The 15,077-nt window shown below is 48.7% G+C and carries 17 protein-coding genes; all 17 read left to right on the forward strand.

Annotated features, from left to right (window positions below):
• Positions 1-26 precede the first annotated feature (26 nt).
• On the forward strand, positions 27-701 hold the full coding sequence (gene cmk / locus KNO73_RS02870) for a (d)CMP kinase (protein WP_031421747.1): 675 nt from the start codon (positions 27-29) through the stop codon (positions 699-701).
• Positions 698-1,321: a lysophospholipid acyltransferase family protein gene (locus tag KNO73_RS02875; protein WP_015881459.1), complete on the forward strand. Its 624-nt coding sequence runs from the start codon at positions 698-700 to the stop codon at positions 1,319-1,321. Before cmk ends, KNO73_RS02875 begins: the two co-directional genes overlap by 4 nt.
• A gap of 154 nt (positions 1,322-1,475) precedes the next feature.
• A complete protein-coding gene (gene rpsA / locus KNO73_RS02880; RefSeq protein WP_015881460.1) occupies positions 1,476-2,624 on the forward strand; it encodes a 30S ribosomal protein S1 in 1,149 nt (382 codons plus the stop codon).
• A gap of 137 nt (positions 2,625-2,761) precedes the next feature.
• Positions 2,762-4,072, forward strand: coding sequence for a ribosome biogenesis GTPase Der (gene der / locus KNO73_RS02885; RefSeq protein WP_078146739.1), 1,311 nt, complete (start codon positions 2,762-2,764; stop codon positions 4,070-4,072).
• 17 nt (positions 4,073-4,089) lie between these two features.
• Positions 4,090-5,115 carry an NAD(P)H-dependent glycerol-3-phosphate dehydrogenase gene (locus KNO73_RS02890; RefSeq protein WP_031421751.1) on the forward strand — a complete coding sequence of 342 codons (1,026 nt, stop codon included), beginning with the start codon at positions 4,090-4,092 and terminating at the stop codon, positions 5,113-5,115.
• A gap of 96 nt (positions 5,116-5,211) precedes the next feature.
• Positions 5,212-5,412, forward strand: coding sequence for a DUF2768 domain-containing protein (locus KNO73_RS02895; RefSeq protein ID WP_015881463.1), 201 nt, complete (start codon positions 5,212-5,214; stop codon positions 5,410-5,412).
• Positions 5,413-5,417: 5 nt separating this feature from the next.
• Positions 5,418-6,128, forward strand: coding sequence for a hypothetical protein (locus KNO73_RS02900; protein ID WP_015881464.1), 711 nt, complete (start codon positions 5,418-5,420; stop codon positions 6,126-6,128).
• A gap of 109 nt (positions 6,129-6,237) precedes the next feature.
• Positions 6,238-6,510, forward strand: a complete 273-nt coding sequence (locus tag KNO73_RS02905; RefSeq protein WP_015881465.1) for an HU family DNA-binding protein — start codon at positions 6,238-6,240, stop codon at positions 6,508-6,510.
• A 126-nt stretch (positions 6,511-6,636) separates the two neighbouring features.
• On the forward strand, positions 6,637-7,209 hold the full coding sequence (locus tag KNO73_RS02910) for a heptaprenyl diphosphate synthase component 1 (RefSeq protein ID WP_015881466.1): 573 nt from the start codon (positions 6,637-6,639) through the stop codon (positions 7,207-7,209).
• A 20-nt stretch (positions 7,210-7,229) separates the two neighbouring features.
• A complete protein-coding gene (locus tag KNO73_RS02915) occupies positions 7,230-7,931 on the forward strand; it encodes a demethylmenaquinone methyltransferase (RefSeq protein ID WP_015881467.1) in 702 nt (233 codons plus the stop codon).
• 30 nt (positions 7,932-7,961) lie between these two features.
• On the forward strand, positions 7,962-8,897 hold the full coding sequence (locus KNO73_RS02920; RefSeq protein WP_251024828.1) for a polyprenyl synthetase family protein: 936 nt from the start codon (positions 7,962-7,964) through the stop codon (positions 8,895-8,897).
• Positions 8,898-8,988: 91 nt separating this feature from the next.
• Positions 8,989-9,408: a nucleoside-diphosphate kinase gene (gene ndk / locus KNO73_RS02925; RefSeq protein WP_015881469.1), complete on the forward strand. Its 420-nt coding sequence runs from the start codon at positions 8,989-8,991 to the stop codon at positions 9,406-9,408.
• 101 nt (positions 9,409-9,509) lie between these two features.
• Positions 9,510-10,289 carry a CheR family methyltransferase gene (locus KNO73_RS02930; protein ID WP_015881470.1) on the forward strand — a complete coding sequence of 260 codons (780 nt, stop codon included), beginning with the start codon at positions 9,510-9,512 and terminating at the stop codon, positions 10,287-10,289.
• Between the two features lie 9 nt (positions 10,290-10,298).
• On the forward strand, positions 10,299-11,462 hold the full coding sequence (aroC, locus tag KNO73_RS02935; protein ID WP_215112010.1) for a chorismate synthase: 1,164 nt from the start codon (positions 10,299-10,301) through the stop codon (positions 11,460-11,462).
• Positions 11,456-12,511: a 3-dehydroquinate synthase gene (locus KNO73_RS02940; RefSeq protein WP_078146744.1), complete on the forward strand. Its 1,056-nt coding sequence runs from the start codon at positions 11,456-11,458 to the stop codon at positions 12,509-12,511. Before aroC ends, KNO73_RS02940 begins: the two co-directional genes overlap by 7 nt.
• The gene (aroA, locus tag KNO73_RS02945) at positions 12,508-13,758 is read left to right on the forward strand and encodes a 3-phosphoshikimate 1-carboxyvinyltransferase (protein ID WP_215112011.1); all 1,251 of its coding nucleotides are present in this window, start codon (positions 12,508-12,510) and stop codon (positions 13,756-13,758) included. Before KNO73_RS02940 ends, aroA begins: the two co-directional genes overlap by 4 nt.
• 29 nt (positions 13,759-13,787) lie before the next feature.
• Entirely contained in the window at positions 13,788-15,062 is a 1,275-nt protein-coding gene (locus KNO73_RS02950) for a tetratricopeptide repeat protein (RefSeq protein ID WP_215112012.1), read from the forward strand.
• Positions 15,063-15,077: the final 15 nt, after the last annotated feature.

Below are 15,077 nucleotides of genomic sequence, written 5' to 3' on the forward strand. Positions count from 1 at the left end.
TCGGGAACACTCGATACCCGTTTTGTATGAAAAAATCATTACAAATTGCTTTAGATGGACCGGCGGGTGCCGGGAAAAGTACGATTGCCAAGTCGCTTGCGAAACAATTAGGGTATGTGTACATCGATACAGGTGCAATCTATCGGGCCGTGACGTATCGCGCCTTGAATGAAGGGATTGCGCTCGAGGACGGACCTGCACTTGCTCAGATGATCGAGAACATGTCACTTCGTCTCGTCCCGTCTGAAGAGGGACAACGCGTTTTTGACGGAGAGGAAGAGGTGACATCTGTCATTCGCTCAAGCGAAGTGACGAATAACGTCAGTTTCGTCGCACGTCAACCTGAAGTGCGTGATGCTTTGATGGACCTTCAACGTGATTTGGCTAAAGAAGGCGGTGTCGTCATGGACGGCCGTGATATCGGGACACATGTCTTACCAAATGCCGATTTAAAAGTGTTCATGACCGCTTCGGTCGAAGAACGTGCCCGTCGTCGCCATGAAGAAAATGTCTCGAAAGGCATCCCGAGCGACTATGAACAACTGATCGAAGAGATTGCGCTTCGTGACAAACGCGATTCTGAACGTGAGGTGGCACCTTTACGTCAAGCAGAGGATGCCCATTTCCTCGATACGACGACGTTATCCATTGACGGAGTGGTTCAAGCGATTGAACGATTAATTGAAGAGGTGAAAGCATGAGTAAGCCATTGAACAATGGACCGTTCGGCATGTATCGATTAGCGAGAGCTGTCGTGAACGTCATTCAACGAGCATCGTTTCGGGTCGAATTCATCGGACGGGAGAACGTTCCGATGGACGGGTCGATTCTCGTCTGTTCGAACCATCAGTCAAATTGGGATCCGGTATTACTCGCCTGTGCGATTCCAAAGCAGCGTCCCCTTCGCTTTTTTGCGAAGAAAGAACTTTTTAGTGTCCCGGTACTGAAGCACATCTTGAATCGGGCGGGTCAAATTCCAGTATCTCGTGGAGAAGGTGACCGACAAGCGCTTCGTGTCGTACTTCAAAAGTTGAAAGAGGATGAAGTCATCTCTATATTTCCTGAAGGAACGCGTTCAAAAGACGGTACGCTCGGGAAAGCGCAAGCCGGTGTCGGATTCTTCGCGATGCGTTCGGATGCGCACATTTTACCGATCGCCATCATTGGAAAGTATAAATTTCGCGCAAAACTCCGTGTCGTCATCGGGAAGCCGATCGACTTGTCAGAACTGAAAGCACGCAAGGCGAGTGCACAAGAAGCGGCCGACTTGATCATGGATACGATTGCCGACCTCTACTTGAAGCACTCATTCACGAAGTGAAAAACGGATTGTGGAATTGAGGTTTAAACTTCTTTCAATAGAGGTACAATCTTCATAACGCCTTGACAAATTCTCGGAATTATAAGAGATTTATACTAGGTGTAAGCGCCTTTGGCGCTCCTTTTTGTACTCATCGTGAGGGGGTAGTGTTGGAATGGTCGAAGAAATGAAAGATATGCCTGATTTTGAAATTAATCGTGGTCAAATTGTGACCGGAACAGTCGTCAAAATCGAGGATAAGCAAGCGCTGATCGATATCGGTTATAAGACCGAAGCGATTTTGCCAATTAGCGAAGTATCAAGCATGCATCTAGACGATTTAAACGAATCACTCCAAGTGAACGACGAGATTCGTGTCAAAGTGAAAAAGGTCACGGACGAAGAAGTAGTCGTTTCGAAAAAAGACGTCGATGCCGAAGCAGCATGGGATCGGATCGTTGAAAAATTCGAATCGGGTGAAGTGTTTGAAGTGATGGTGAAAGATAAGGTCAAAGGTGGTCTTGTCGTCGATATTGGAATCCGTGGATTTATCCCTGCATCCCTTGTCGAAAGTCACTTCGTCGAAGACTTCTCGTCATACTTGAATAACCCAATTACCGTAAAAGTCGTCGAGATTGACCGCGAAAAAAACCGCGTCATCTTGTCACATAAAGCAGTTGTCGAAGAAGAGATGAGCGCGAAGAAATCGGAAACGCTCGAATCGCTTGAAGTCGGACAAGTAATTGAAGGAACGGTCCAACGATTGACTGATTTCGGTGCGTTCGTCGATATCGGTGGCGTGGACGGTCTCGTTCACATCTCGGAAATGGCCCATAGCCGTGTGGAGAAGCCGAGCGACGTCGTAACTGAAGGCGACCGCGTGAAAGTGAAAGTACTCGGGCTCGACTTAGATAATGAAAAAGTAAAACTTTCCATCAAAGAGACACAACCTGGTCCATGGGAAACCATCGAAGGGAAGATCCAACCGGGGGATGTCATCGAAGGAACCGTCAAACGCCTCGTGACGTTTGGTGCGTTCGTCGAGGTCGCACCACAAGTGGAAGGTTTGCTTCACATCTCGCAAATTGCGAACCGTCACATCGCGACGCCGTCTGAAGTCTTGTCAGAAGGCCAAGAAGTGAAGGTGAAAGTGCTAGATGTTCATCTCGATGATAAGAAAATCTCATTGTCGATGCGTGCGCTCGAATCATCTGAACCGACTCGTCAAGATGATGATCAAGCGTTGCTTGATGAATATAGCGACCAAGGAGGATTCTCTGTCTCGGAATTGACAGGTGATGATTCTTCGGACGACTCTAAATAAGATGATCGTTCAAGCGGGAGTCATGCTCCCGCTTCTTTTTGTATGGTCACTTAATTTTGCCTGTGATATGATAGGTAAGTTGCGTTTCGAAATGATGAAATGATGAAATTTTGATAGAAAGTTAGTGAGGTGTTGTTATGGGAATTCCAGTAGTGGCCATCGTTGGCCGTCCGAATATCGGAAAATCCACAATTTTTAACCGTATCATCGGTGATCGTGTCTCGATCGTCGATGATAAACCGGGTGTCACACGTGACCGTATTTACGGCACAGGAGAGTGGCTCAACCGTAAGTTCCATTTAATCGATACAGGTGGGATCGAAGTAGGGGACGAGCCGTTGCTCGTTCAAATGCGTCATCAGGCGGAACTTGCAATCGATGAAGCGGACGTCATCATCTTCATGGTGAATGGACGTGAAGGGATCACGGCGGCTGATGAAGAAGTCGCGAACTTGTTGTTCCGTTCGAACAAACCAATCGTCCTTGCCGTGAACAAAGTGGATAACTTTGAAATGCGAGATCTCATGTATGAGTTTTATTCTCTCGGATTTGGAGATCCGTTCCCAATTTCGGGTACACACGGGTTAGGACTCGGTGACTTACTCGACCAAGTATTTGCACTCGCTCCAGAAAAAGACGAGTACGAATACAACGAAGACGTGATTCAGTTCTCGTTGATCGGTCGCCCGAACGTCGGGAAATCAAGCTTGACGAACTCAATCCTTGGTGAAGAGCGCGTCATCGTTTCAAACATTGCGGGTACGACTCGTGATGCGATTGATACACCGTTCACACGTGACGGACAAGAGTATGTCATCATCGATACGGCAGGTATGCGTAAACGCGGGAAAGTATATGAATCAACAGAGCGCTACAGTGTCATGCGCGCACAAAAGGCGATTGAACGCTCAAACGTGGTTCTCGTCGTCCTCGACGGGGAAGAAGGAATCATCGAGCAAGACAAGCGTGTCGCTGGTCTCGCGCATGAAGCCGGGAAGGCGATTGTCATCGTCGTCAATAAATGGGATGCCGTTGAAAAAGATGATAAGACGATGAAGAAGATGGAAGAGAAGATTCGTCAAGAATTCTTATTCCTCGACTATGCGCCGGTTGTCTTCTTATCAGCGCTCACGTCAAAACGCTTACAGACATTGTTGCCTGTCATCAAACAAGTGGCTGAAACACATCGCCGTCGAATCTCGACGAGCGTGTTGAACGATGTCATCGTCGATGCGGTTGCGATGAACCCGACACCGACGGATAAAGGACAACGATTGAAGATCAACTACGCAACTCAAGTGGCCATCGAGCCGCCGACGTTCGTCTTGTTCGTCAACGATCCTGAGTTGTTGCATTTTTCGTATAAACGTTATTTAGAGAATCAAATCCGTAAAGCATTTGACTTCACCGGGACACCGATTCACATCGTGGCTCGTCAGAAAAACTAATAACGGGGGTGCCACTTATGGCAAACGTAGCTGTCATCGGAGCAGGGAGCTGGGGAACGGCCATCTCGCTCGTGTTAGCAGATAATGGCCATGATGTCCTGCTCTATGGACGTGAACAAGAACATGTGGATGAAATCAACTCGTCACATACGAACTCGTTTTATTTGAAAGACGCGCCATTACCTGAATCCATTCGTGCGACGACGAACTTGAAAGAGGCGTTAGACGGTCGGAGTATCGTTTTTCTCGTCGTCCCGAGTTCGGCGATTCGTCCTGTCTCAAAGGAATTGAACACCTTGTTGACGGAACCTGTCACCATCGTTCATGCCGCGAAGGGGATTGAACCGAAAACGCATAAGCGTCTTTCAGAAATCATCGCCGAAGAAATCGAACCGGCTAAACGTCGGGCAATCGGTGTATTGACAGGACCGACTCATGCTGAAGAGGTTGCGGTCCGGAAACCGACGACCATCACGATTGCATGTGCTGACCTTGATGTCGCGGATGAAGTGCAGGAACTCCTCACAAACGATCAGTTCCGCGTGTACTTGAATTCTGACGTCGTTGGGGCCGAATACGGCGGAGCACTGAAAAATATCATCGCTCTAGCGGCAGGTATGACGGATGGACTCGGTTATGGGGATAATGCGAAAGCTGCCCTCATGACTCGTGGGATTGTAGAAATTGCGCGACTTGGCGTGAAGCTTGGAGCGAACCCGGCCTCGTTCTCAGGATTGACAGGAATCGGAGACTTGATTGTGACAGCGACGTCACAACATAGCCGTAACTGGCGAGCCGGTAATGCCATCGGGCGTGGTGAAAAGTTAGAAGACGTTCTCGGAAACATGGGAATGGTCGTCGAGGGCGTCCGCGCCTGTGAAGCGGCCCACTCCCTTGCGAAAGAGGCAGGTGTGGAGATGCCGATCACAGAGGCGCTCTATAACGTGTTGTTTGAAGGGAAAAGCCCTCATGATGAAGTGAAGAAATTGATGAGACGCCCGCAAAAACACGAGATGGAACAAGTTTTCCATTTTGAAGAATAGACAGATTGAGAGAGGAGCTGACGTTTTCGTTCAGTTCCTCGCTTTTTTTTGCTAAACTTGAATTCTGGAGAACATAGAGAAAGTAGGGGGATAGACGTGACACCGTCACTCATCAAAATGTGGATATCATTCGCAGGGATCGGGGCTTTCGCCATCGCTGCATTAATGGTCGCACTCAGTCATACAAAACTGAGCGGTTGGTTCGCCACGCTCGTCAGACTGATTGCCTTCATCATTTTCTTATTTGGGACTGTTATCATGATTTTTGTCGTCGTCTCAGGACCGACTGGAGGATAAACGTGATGAAAAAAAAGATTGTCGCTATCAGTTTGATTTTGACGACACTGTTAGCTGGATGTATGTTTCCTGATTCAGAACGGGCCAACAATATCCCGTATGAAGACCAATTGAATACGGTACAAAGTGCGGTCGATGCCTATCGTGAGCAATCTGGGGTATTACCAATCAAAACAAAACCGGCGGAAACGCCTCTCATGGAGCGTTACCCAGTTGAATTCGCTCGTCTCGTGCCCGGTTATTTAGCGGACCCACCGGCGAATAGTTTCGAAGGTGGCGGGTTGTTCCAATATATCCTCGTCGATGTGGAGACGGAACCGACTGTGAAGTTGATTGACTTGCGTGTGTCTGAGCGGTTGCAGCAACTTCAAACGAACATCAACGCGTTTCGGGCAAAAGAAGGCAAGTTCCCATTTGACGGATCATTAGGTAAGAATCAGTTCACGCTCGATTATGATAAAATCTTTGTCACGGAAGAGCCGTTCATTCCAAGTCCCTATTCGGACCGTGAACTTCCAATCTATGTGGATGGCACGGGACAACTGTTTGTAGACTATCGAGAAGATGTGAAGGAAGCGCTTCAAAAGACGGATGAGTCGCCGGAAATAGGCGAAGACATTCGTTATTTGCTCTATAAAGATGCTCCATTCGCCCCAGCTTATTCGCAAGGATACACAATTGATGAACAAGGAGAGGTCGTGTTTTTAAACAACTGAACCTGTTTTGATAGTGAATGTCGCGAAATCATGCAAAAAATGTTGTCATATCAACGTTTGTACGATATGATTAATCCCGTAAACTCCCTGTGAGAGGAGGTGAATCGTGATGAACAAAACTGAATTGATCCAAGCTGTTACTGAGAAAGCCGATGTTTCTAAAAAAGAAGCAACGAAAATCGTAGAAGCTACGTTTGAATCAATCACTGAAGCACTCCAAAACGGTGAGAAAATTCAATTGATCGGTTTTGGTACTTTTGAAGTTCGTGAGCGTGCTGCCCGTAAAGGTCGTAACCCACGTACAAAAGAAGATATCGAAATCCCAGCGAGCAAAGTTCCTGCATTTAAAGCAGGTAAAGCGCTCAAGGATGCGGTCAAGTAATCTGCAATACATAAGTCGCCGAAAGGCGGCTTTTTTTGTTGGGTTTGCGAGTTCGAATGACGTGAATGTGACAAAAATGTGCTATACTATGTCAGAATGACAATGAAGTGGACGAGGGGGGATAGCATGGAACAGTTGACAAATGAATTCGTTGTCACAGACCTTGCTCGTCAAATCGAAACACGTATGAATCATCCCTATTTGACGAAACACGAGGTTGTACCAGCCGTCGACATGTTATTGCTTCGTTGGATGGTCGAGATGATTGATTTGGAATCGATTGAGCATCGACAACTCGTGATGGCAACCTATTTCGCACATCAAGCGCTTGATTTACACGACCAAGTGAACAGCAGCCCGAACGGGTCTTTGGCACGCCAATTAAAAGTGCTCGCCGGAGACTTTGCATCGGCTCAGTTTTATAAAATCTTGACGGACTTTCCATCATCATACAGTGATCGATTCGGTCAGTCTGTACAGCGGGTCAATGCGGCGAAGTGCACCTTATTGCTTGAGAAGAACGTTTCAATGAACGTTTGGCTCGAAGCGAACGTCGGATTGATTCAAACACTTTCCGAACTGATTGAACAACCTTATTTGACAACGAGCGGGAAACGAATGATTGAAAAGAAAGCGACAGCGCTTAGACAAGACCAAAAAGAGCAACTCACGACGTTGCTCGCGCATGCGGTCGCTTAGAACGGAAAGGATGTTACGCGTTGCAACCGATAGAAAAAGAGCAAAAAGTATACGAAGTATTTCAGTCCATTTCTCCGAGCTACGATACGATGAACTCGATAATCAGCTTCCGACTTCATAAATGGTGGCGACGGACAACGATGAAAAAAATGAACGTCTTTCCGGGGGCTAAATGTTTAGACGTTTGTTGCGGGACGGCTGACTGGACGATTCAATTGGCAGATGCTGCTGGAAACACGGGTGTTGTGAAAGGACTCGATTTTTCAGAGAACATGTTAAAAGTGGGAGAGGAAAAGGTCAAATCTTGGCCGAACATCGAATTGCTTCATGGAAATGCGATGGCTCTTCCGTTTGGTGACAACTCCTTTGACTATGTCACAATCGGATTTGGACTCCGAAACGTTCCAGACTACATGACGGTCTTGCGTGAAATGCACCGTGTCTTGAAACCAGGTGGGACGGTCGTTTGTCTTGAAACGAGCCAACCGACAGCACCGCTTTTTAAAGAGTTGTATCGTTTCTACTTTGGAACGGTCATGCCGCTTTTCGGTAAGGTCTTTGCCGGTTCATACGATCAGTATAAGTGGTTGCAGGAGTCGACCGATCAGTTCCCAGACCGTTTGACGCTCAAGCGGATGTTCGAAGATGCCGGGTTTGAACAAGTCGAAGTGAAGACATTCTCCGGAGGTGCATGTGCCATGCATCTAGGAAAGAAGTGGTGAACCATGTCTTTGAAGCGACTTTATCGTCATATGAACCGAGAGATTGATCAAATCGATCAATTCTTATCTACTCGAGTCAGGACGGACCACCCTGTCATTGAATCGGCATCGCGCCAATTACTCGATGCCGGTGGCAAGCGCATCCGACCCGCCTTCGTTTTACTGAGCGCCGGGTTCGGTGAGACGAAAGATATCCGTTTGACGAAAGTTGCCTCAAGTCTTGAGTTGATTCATATGGCATCACTCGTGCATGACGATGTCATCGATGACGCGATGCTCCGTCGTGGCAAACCGACCGTGATGGAACGATATGATGAAACAGTAGCGATGTATACAGGGAATACGTTATTCGGAGAAGCGATTCGTCTCGTATCCGAAATTGATTCACCAGAAGTGATGCGCATCATGGCAGATACGATGGAACGAATCTGTGTCGGTGAAATCAATCAAATCCAAGATCAATTTGAGTGGGGGCAATCACCGAAGCGCTATTTAGATCGGATTGCGCGAAAGACCGCTCTGTTGATTGAAACGAGTTGTGCGGCAGGAGCTGTCATCTCTGGAGCGTCTCCACAAATCGTGAGGCAATTAAGTCTGTTTGGATATGATATCGGCATGGCTTTTCAAATGACGGATGACTTGCTCGATTTTACCGCTAAGAGTTTTCAACTCGGTAAGCCGGTCGGGGAAGATTTGAAGCACGGTCATAAAACGTTACCGCTCCTGTATTCATCTGAGGACCCTGACTTTTATGAACGTCTCCGTCAAGTGAACGCCTCGACGGATGTGGAAGTGACGAAATCTCTCGTCCGGGAAGTGCAACGAAACGGAACGTTAGAACGCAGTCAACGGACGATTGATCGTTACGTCAACCGTGCCATCCGCCGACTAGACGGGTTGCCGGATGTTCCGGACAAGCGATCGTTAATTGAAATTGCGCAATATATTGGGAAACGCAAATGGTGAATGCCCATGTAACCCCTTTCAAAAATGTGTCGGACCGTGTACACTAAATACGTACATCGTACACATTTATAGACTTAGGGGGATTTGGGGAATGGAAAAGACATTTTTAATGGTTAAACCTGATGGGGTAAAACGTGGATTGATTGGGGAAATCATCTCACGCTTCGAAAACAAAGGATATACGTTGAACCGTCTCGAAATGGTGACACCGTCAGTTGAGGTCGCAGAGGCACACTACGCAGAGCATAAAGAAAAGCCGTTCTTTGGTGAATTGGTTGAGTTTTTGACTTCTGGTCCTGTTGTTGCGATGGAATGGGAAGGGGAAGACATCGTGGCCGTCTCTCGTTTAATGATCGGGAAGACGAAGCCAGTGGATGCTCAACCAGGAACGATTCGCGGCGATTTTGCATCGACGATGTCACAAAACGTGATTCATGGTTCTGATAGTGTGGACAGCGCGGAACGTGAACTCTCACTTTGGTTCGCTGAAGTGGCTTCACACGTTTCATGACTTTTCGAGGGACGGGGAAACCTGTCCCTTTTTGATTCCCTTTGAGTTGCCTGAGATCAGAAGAATGCGGAAATGAGAAAGAATTGAGGTTGAAATTGGTGATGAATGATTATGCCATCTTTGTAAAAAAGTTTTATATCAAGTCGGGTATTGACTTGAACTTATATAAAGAGGCGCAGATGAAGCGCCGTATGGTCGCACTACGCGAAAAGAAGGGGTATGCATCGTTTTTGGAGTATTTGAAGGCGATGGATACAGATCGTCAACTTTACGAGGAGTTTCTCGACCGGATGACAATCAATGTGAGTGAATTTTATCGCAACCCGATTCGTTGGCAACAGCTTGAAGAGGACATCCTCCCGCATCTGATTCGCTCGAGTCAAGGGAAGCTTCGCGTATGGAGTGCTGCCTGTTCAACAGGAGAAGAGCCATACTCACTTGCCATGTTGTTGTCGAAACATCTGGCCCCATCTCAATTTTCAATCATGGCCACGGACTTAGATGATGTCGTCATCGAAAAAGCGAAGCAAGGAAAGTACCATGAGCGGGCGCTCATCGATTTGCCGGAGGAGTTTCAGAAGCGCTACTTTACCCGTCGTGGCGACGACTATTATATTTCAGATGAGATCAAGCAACTCGTGACATTTAAGAAGCATAACTTGTTAGCGGATGTGTACGAACGTAACTTTGATTTGATCGTCTGTCGAAATGTCTTGATCTACTTCACTGAAGAAGCGAAAGAGAAGGTATATACGTCATTCCAACGGGCGTTACGTCCAGGTGGGATGCTATTTGTCGGTGGAACGGAACAAATTTTCCAACCGAAGCGTTATGGCTACGCAATGAAGCAAAGTTTCTTTTATGAAAAAATAGATGGATGAGGTGATCGGATGCGTTATTTGACAGCTGGTGAATCACATGGTCCCGGTCTGACGGTCATCATTGAAGGGGCCCCAGCCGGACTCGCGATCGATATTGCGCAAATCAATGCGGAGTTAAAAAAACGTCAATCTGGTTACGGTAGAGGGCGCCGCATGCAAATCGAGTCAGACCAAGTAGAAGTTCGTTCGGGAATACGGCATGGCGTGACCACGGGTGCACCCATCACTTTTTGGATTGAGAATAAAGACCATACGCATTGGAAACACGTCATGCAGGCGGAACCGATTGAAAGCGACATCGAAGTGAAGCGCCGCGTCTCTCGGCCGAGACCTGGACATGCTGACCTGGTCGGTGGGATGAAGTATGACCATCGAGACTTACGTGATGTATTGGAGCGCTCGAGCGCAAGGGAAACAGCGGCTCGTGTCGCGGTCGGAGCTTTCTGTAAGCAACTCCTTCAACAAGTCGGGGTGTCCCTCTTTAGTTATGTCAAAGTGATTGGTGGGGAACGTGCGGAGTCGCGTGCATTCGATTCGCTTCAAGAAGCACAAGCAGTCGTCGATGCGTCACCGGTGCGTACGTTAGATGAAGCGGCCGCGTTGCGAATGATGCATCGCATCGATGAGGCCAAGGCAAATGGAGACTCGATCGGTGGGATCGTGTGTACAGAAGTACATGGTGTTGTACCGGGACTTGGATCATATGTGCAGTATGACCGTAAACTGGATGCGAAAATCGCACAAGCGGTCATGAGTGTCAACGCGTTTAAAGGTGTTGAATTCGGTGAAGGGTTCGAAATGGCGTATCGTCCGGGTTCTGAAGTGATGGACCCGATCGAATACGGGGATGATGGATATACGCGACTGAGTAACCACCTCGGTGGATTTGAAGGGGGCATGACAACGGGGATGCCGATCCTTTGTTCAGCCGTCATGAAGCCCATTCCGACCCTCTATAAACCCTTACAATCGGTCGATATTGATACGAAAGAGGCATTTTTGGCTCAAATCGAGCGGAGTGACTCGTGCGCCGTGCCTGCCGCTTCCCTCGTCGTTGAGGCAGTCATCGCATTTGAAATCGCGAAGGAAATGTGTGAGACGTTCGGGCACGACACGATGGAACGAATCAAACATCGAGTCGATAAGTATCGGGAGGAGTTACGAGTATGGTAACGATTCCAATCTCAGCATCGACCCCATACGACGTCGTCTTGGACAATCAGGATCGTTGGATCGATTCGGTTGATTGGTCAAGGTATTCGATGCTATGGGTCGTTACGGATAAACATGTCGAGTCTCTTTACGGAGAGTCGTTCCGTTCTACATTGAAACTGACCCATCCTCACGTCGTCTCGTCCGTCGTCGAAGCGGGTGATGCGTCGAAATCGCTATCTCAGCTCGAGCAGCTTGTCGCAGAAGGATTGCGCCATGGATGTGACCGCCAGACGTTGATTGTCGCCTTTGGTGGTGGGATGATTGGCGACTTGGCTGGCTTTTTAGCAAGTGTCTACATGCGAGGCGTTCCATACATACAAGTGCCGACGACGATTTTGGCTCACGATTCGGCTGTCGGAGGCAAAGTGGCAGTCAATCACCCCCTTGCGAAAAATGCGATTGGTTCGTTCTATCAGCCATCAGGCGTTTATTACAACGTCACTCGACTGAACACCTTGTCCGTCCAGGAAGTGCGAAGCGGTCTCGGTGAGTTATTGAAACATGCGTACTTATCACGTTACGTCCTCGAATCCTCTTTCGAGGACGACTTGTTTTTAGACTTGAACGAGAACGAACCATTGGATTGGGTGTCGTGGCTTGCTCGTGGGATTCGAGTGAAACAAGCCATTGTCGAGAAGGACGAGCGAGAACAGGGCATTCGTGCTTGGCTCAACTTTGGGCATACGTTCGGTCATGCCCTTGAGTCGGTGGAAGCCTATCGGATCCCACATGGGGAAGCGGTTTTACATGGGATGGTGTTCGCTTTTCTCGTGTCTGGAGATGAAGTTCGAGCGATGCAGTTGTTCGATTGGATGCGTTCAAATGACGTCACGCCGATCGATTGGCAACCATTCGACCGCTACGTGGAAAAAATGATTCGGGATAAAAAGAACCGTCACGGTGCAATTCGTTTTGTGTTACTTCGTGAAACGATCACCGTTGAGTCGGTACAGCTAGAACATCTTCAACAGACGTTTGAACAGATGAAAGGATGGTGGGAACGATGAGTTTAAACGGTTCTATCCGTGTACCGAGTGATAAATCCATCACACATCGGGCATTATTATTCGGGATGATGGCGAACGGGACGACGCACGTGCGGAATCCGCTCCTCGGTGCCGATTGTCGTTCGACAATCGAGGCGATTCGATCACTTGGAGCCGATGTGACAGAACAGCAAGACGAACTAGTCATTAAAGGCATCGAGTCTCCGCGCTCGGCACGGCTTGACTGTGGGAATTCAGGTACGACGATGCGCCTTCTGATCGGTCTCTTGTCCGGCTATAACGGGTCGTTTGAGCTCGTAGGCGATGAATCGTTATCTAGACGTCCGATGCGCCGCGTTACCAAGCCTTTACGAAACATGGGTGCAAATGTGACCGGGGATATGGCGCCTCTCGTCATCGAAGGGACGGGGCTTCGATCGATTGACTATACGTTACCGGTCGCGAGCGCCCAAGTGAAGTCGGCCGTCCTACTCGCCGGCTTACGTGCCTCGGGTACGACGGTTGTTCGAGAACCGATGTTGTCACGAGACCATACCGAGCGCATGTTGCCCCTATTCGGTGCGAAGCTGTCGATTGTAAACGAAGAAGGGTTACGCGTCATCCGTGTCGAACCCTCGACATTGACCGGATGTACGGTCGACGTACCGGCAGACCCGTCATCGGCTGCATTTTTCTGGGCAGGGGCGGCCATGGTGGCAAATAGTTCGGTTACGACGACGGACGTCTGTTTGAATGAGACGCGGATCGGATTTTTACGTACGCTCGAACGGATGGGCGCGAATGTCGTCATTTCGAACGAACGATTGGTCGGTGAAGAACGAGTCGGGGACGTGACGGTCACGACGAGTGAGTTATCCGGCACGGTCGTCGAAAAGGATTTCATTCCTTCACAGATTGATGAATTACCCCTGTTCGCTCTCGTCGCCTCTCAGGCGAATTCACCGTCCATCGTAAAAGATGCAGCGGAACTGCGCGTGAAAGAAACCGACCGGATTGAGGTGGTCGTCTCAGAACTACGCAAATTAGGTGTGGACATCGTCGGCACCGAGGACGGATTCATCGTCCAGCCGAGTCGCCTTCACGGAGGGGATGTCTCGACTTACGGAGACCATCGCTTGTCCATGATGTTACAGATTGCGTCACTCGTGACCGATGAAGCCGTTCACATCGAGGGGATCGAGGCATCCGATGTCAGCTATCCTCGATTCCGTGAAGATTTACAACGGGTTCAACGTAAGATAGAATAACGACAAACCGAAGCCCAGGAGGACGAACCATGCTAGATGAATCAGCTTTAACACATATAATCGAGATGCTTGAGTCAGGTGAGACGGAACATGCACTCATGCATCTAGAAGAACTTGAGAAGGAAGGGTCGGATGATGACCGTTTAGCCATCGCCGACCTCTATTTAGAGTTAGGTCTTGCCGACCGGGCGACAGCTGTTCTCTCAAAGCTATACGTCGACTATGAGGGAGACCCGAATGTCGCCTTATCGCTGGCGGAAGCGTATTTAGATAGTGACCGTGAAGAGGAAGCGATTGCCGTGCTTGAAAAAATCAAATCGGATGACGCAGATACGCAAGTGAGGAGCCTCGTCCTCCTCGCTGACCTGTATCAATCGCAAGGATTGGATGAAGTGGCAGTGAAGAAACTGATGGAGGCGCTCGAGAAAAATCCGGATGAACCTTTACTCATCTATGGATTGGCTGAATTGTATGCCTCGACCGGTTCATTTGAACAAGCCATTCCACTTTATGCGCGTCTTCCGAAGATGAAGTTGCCGGCTGAAATCGACTATCAAGCGGATTACGCGGAGGCCCTCACGATGGTCGGATCGTTTGAAGAGGCGCTCGAGGAATACGCGCGGGCCACACATCGCGATTTGAACACCGTCTTCGGTCATGCGATGACGGCTCATCGGATCGGACGTGAGGAAGTTGCGATCAAGCAGTTCAAAGAGCTTCAGGCGATGGACCCAGACTTCACGTCGCTCTACTTGCCTTATACCGAGGCACTCGATGCAATCGGGCAAACGGAAGAGGCCATCGAGATCGTCGATCAAGGCATCACGCGCGACGATTATAATGATGAACTGCGGCACGTCAAAGCAAGGCTGCTTCTCAAACTCGGAAATCGGGACGGTGCCATTAAAGAACTGCGTGAGGCGCTCGTGTTAAATCCAGAATCGTTACAAGCGACCGAATTGCTCTTGTCGATTTTATTTGAAGCAGGAGAATTCGATGACGTTCTCGAAACCATCGATGCACTCGAAGATCATACGACGTCGCCGCTCATGACATGGTACAAGGCGAAGGCGAAATATGAGCTCGAAGCGTATGAGGAAGCGGTCAGTCTGTATGCCTCAATTGAGCCGATGATGAAAGAGGACGTGTCATTTGTAACGGAATGGGCTACACTGTTGATAGAGGAAGGTCGTAGACAAGATGCGCGACGTGTGGTCGAGCAATCGCTTGCATTGGTGGTCGATCTCGATGATCGCCAATTGCTCGAAGAACAGCTCGAACAATTGTCTGATGACGTAGAATGAATAAGGGAAGGGAAT

Origin of the sequence: Exiguobacterium sp. s83, assembly GCF_018617095.1 — a bacterium.
GTDB lineage: Bacteria > Bacillota > Bacilli > Exiguobacteriales > Exiguobacteriaceae > Exiguobacterium > Exiguobacterium profundum.

Excerpts from the sequence above, each read along its gene's own strand:
- der (WP_078146739.1), top strand. The coding sequence starts at position 2,762 with ATGGGAATTCCAGTAGTGGCCATCGTTGGCCGTCCGAATATCGGAAAA.
- KNO73_RS02890 (WP_031421751.1), top strand. The coding sequence starts at position 4,090 with ATGGCAAACGTAGCTGTCATCGGAGCAGGGAGCTGGGGAACGGCCATC.
- KNO73_RS02875 (WP_015881459.1), top strand. The coding sequence starts at position 698 with ATGAGTAAGCCATTGAACAATGGACCGTTCGGCATGTATCGATTAGCG.
- KNO73_RS02930 (WP_015881470.1), top strand. The coding sequence starts at position 9,510 with ATGAATGATTATGCCATCTTTGTAAAAAAGTTTTATATCAAGTCGGGT.
- KNO73_RS02920 (WP_251024828.1), top strand. The coding sequence starts at position 7,962 with ATGAACCGAGAGATTGATCAAATCGATCAATTCTTATCTACTCGAGTC.
- aroC (WP_215112010.1), top strand. The coding sequence starts at position 10,299 with ATGCGTTATTTGACAGCTGGTGAATCACATGGTCCCGGTCTGACGGTC.
- KNO73_RS02940 (WP_078146744.1), top strand. The coding sequence starts at position 11,456 with ATGGTAACGATTCCAATCTCAGCATCGACCCCATACGACGTCGTCTTG.
- KNO73_RS02900 (WP_015881464.1), top strand. The coding sequence starts at position 5,418 with ATGAAAAAAAAGATTGTCGCTATCAGTTTGATTTTGACGACACTGTTA.
- rpsA (WP_015881460.1), top strand. The coding sequence starts at position 1,476 with ATGGTCGAAGAAATGAAAGATATGCCTGATTTTGAAATTAATCGTGGT.
- KNO73_RS02905 (WP_015881465.1), top strand. The coding sequence starts at position 6,238 with ATGAACAAAACTGAATTGATCCAAGCTGTTACTGAGAAAGCCGATGTT.
- ndk (WP_015881469.1), top strand. The coding sequence starts at position 8,989 with ATGGAAAAGACATTTTTAATGGTTAAACCTGATGGGGTAAAACGTGGA.
- cmk (WP_031421747.1), top strand. The coding sequence starts at position 27 with ATGAAAAAATCATTACAAATTGCTTTAGATGGACCGGCGGGTGCCGGG.
- KNO73_RS02950 (WP_215112012.1), top strand. The coding sequence starts at position 13,788 with ATGCTAGATGAATCAGCTTTAACACATATAATCGAGATGCTTGAGTCA.
- aroA (WP_215112011.1), top strand. The coding sequence starts at position 12,508 with ATGAGTTTAAACGGTTCTATCCGTGTACCGAGTGATAAATCCATCACA.
- KNO73_RS02910 (WP_015881466.1), top strand. The coding sequence starts at position 6,637 with ATGGAACAGTTGACAAATGAATTCGTTGTCACAGACCTTGCTCGTCAA.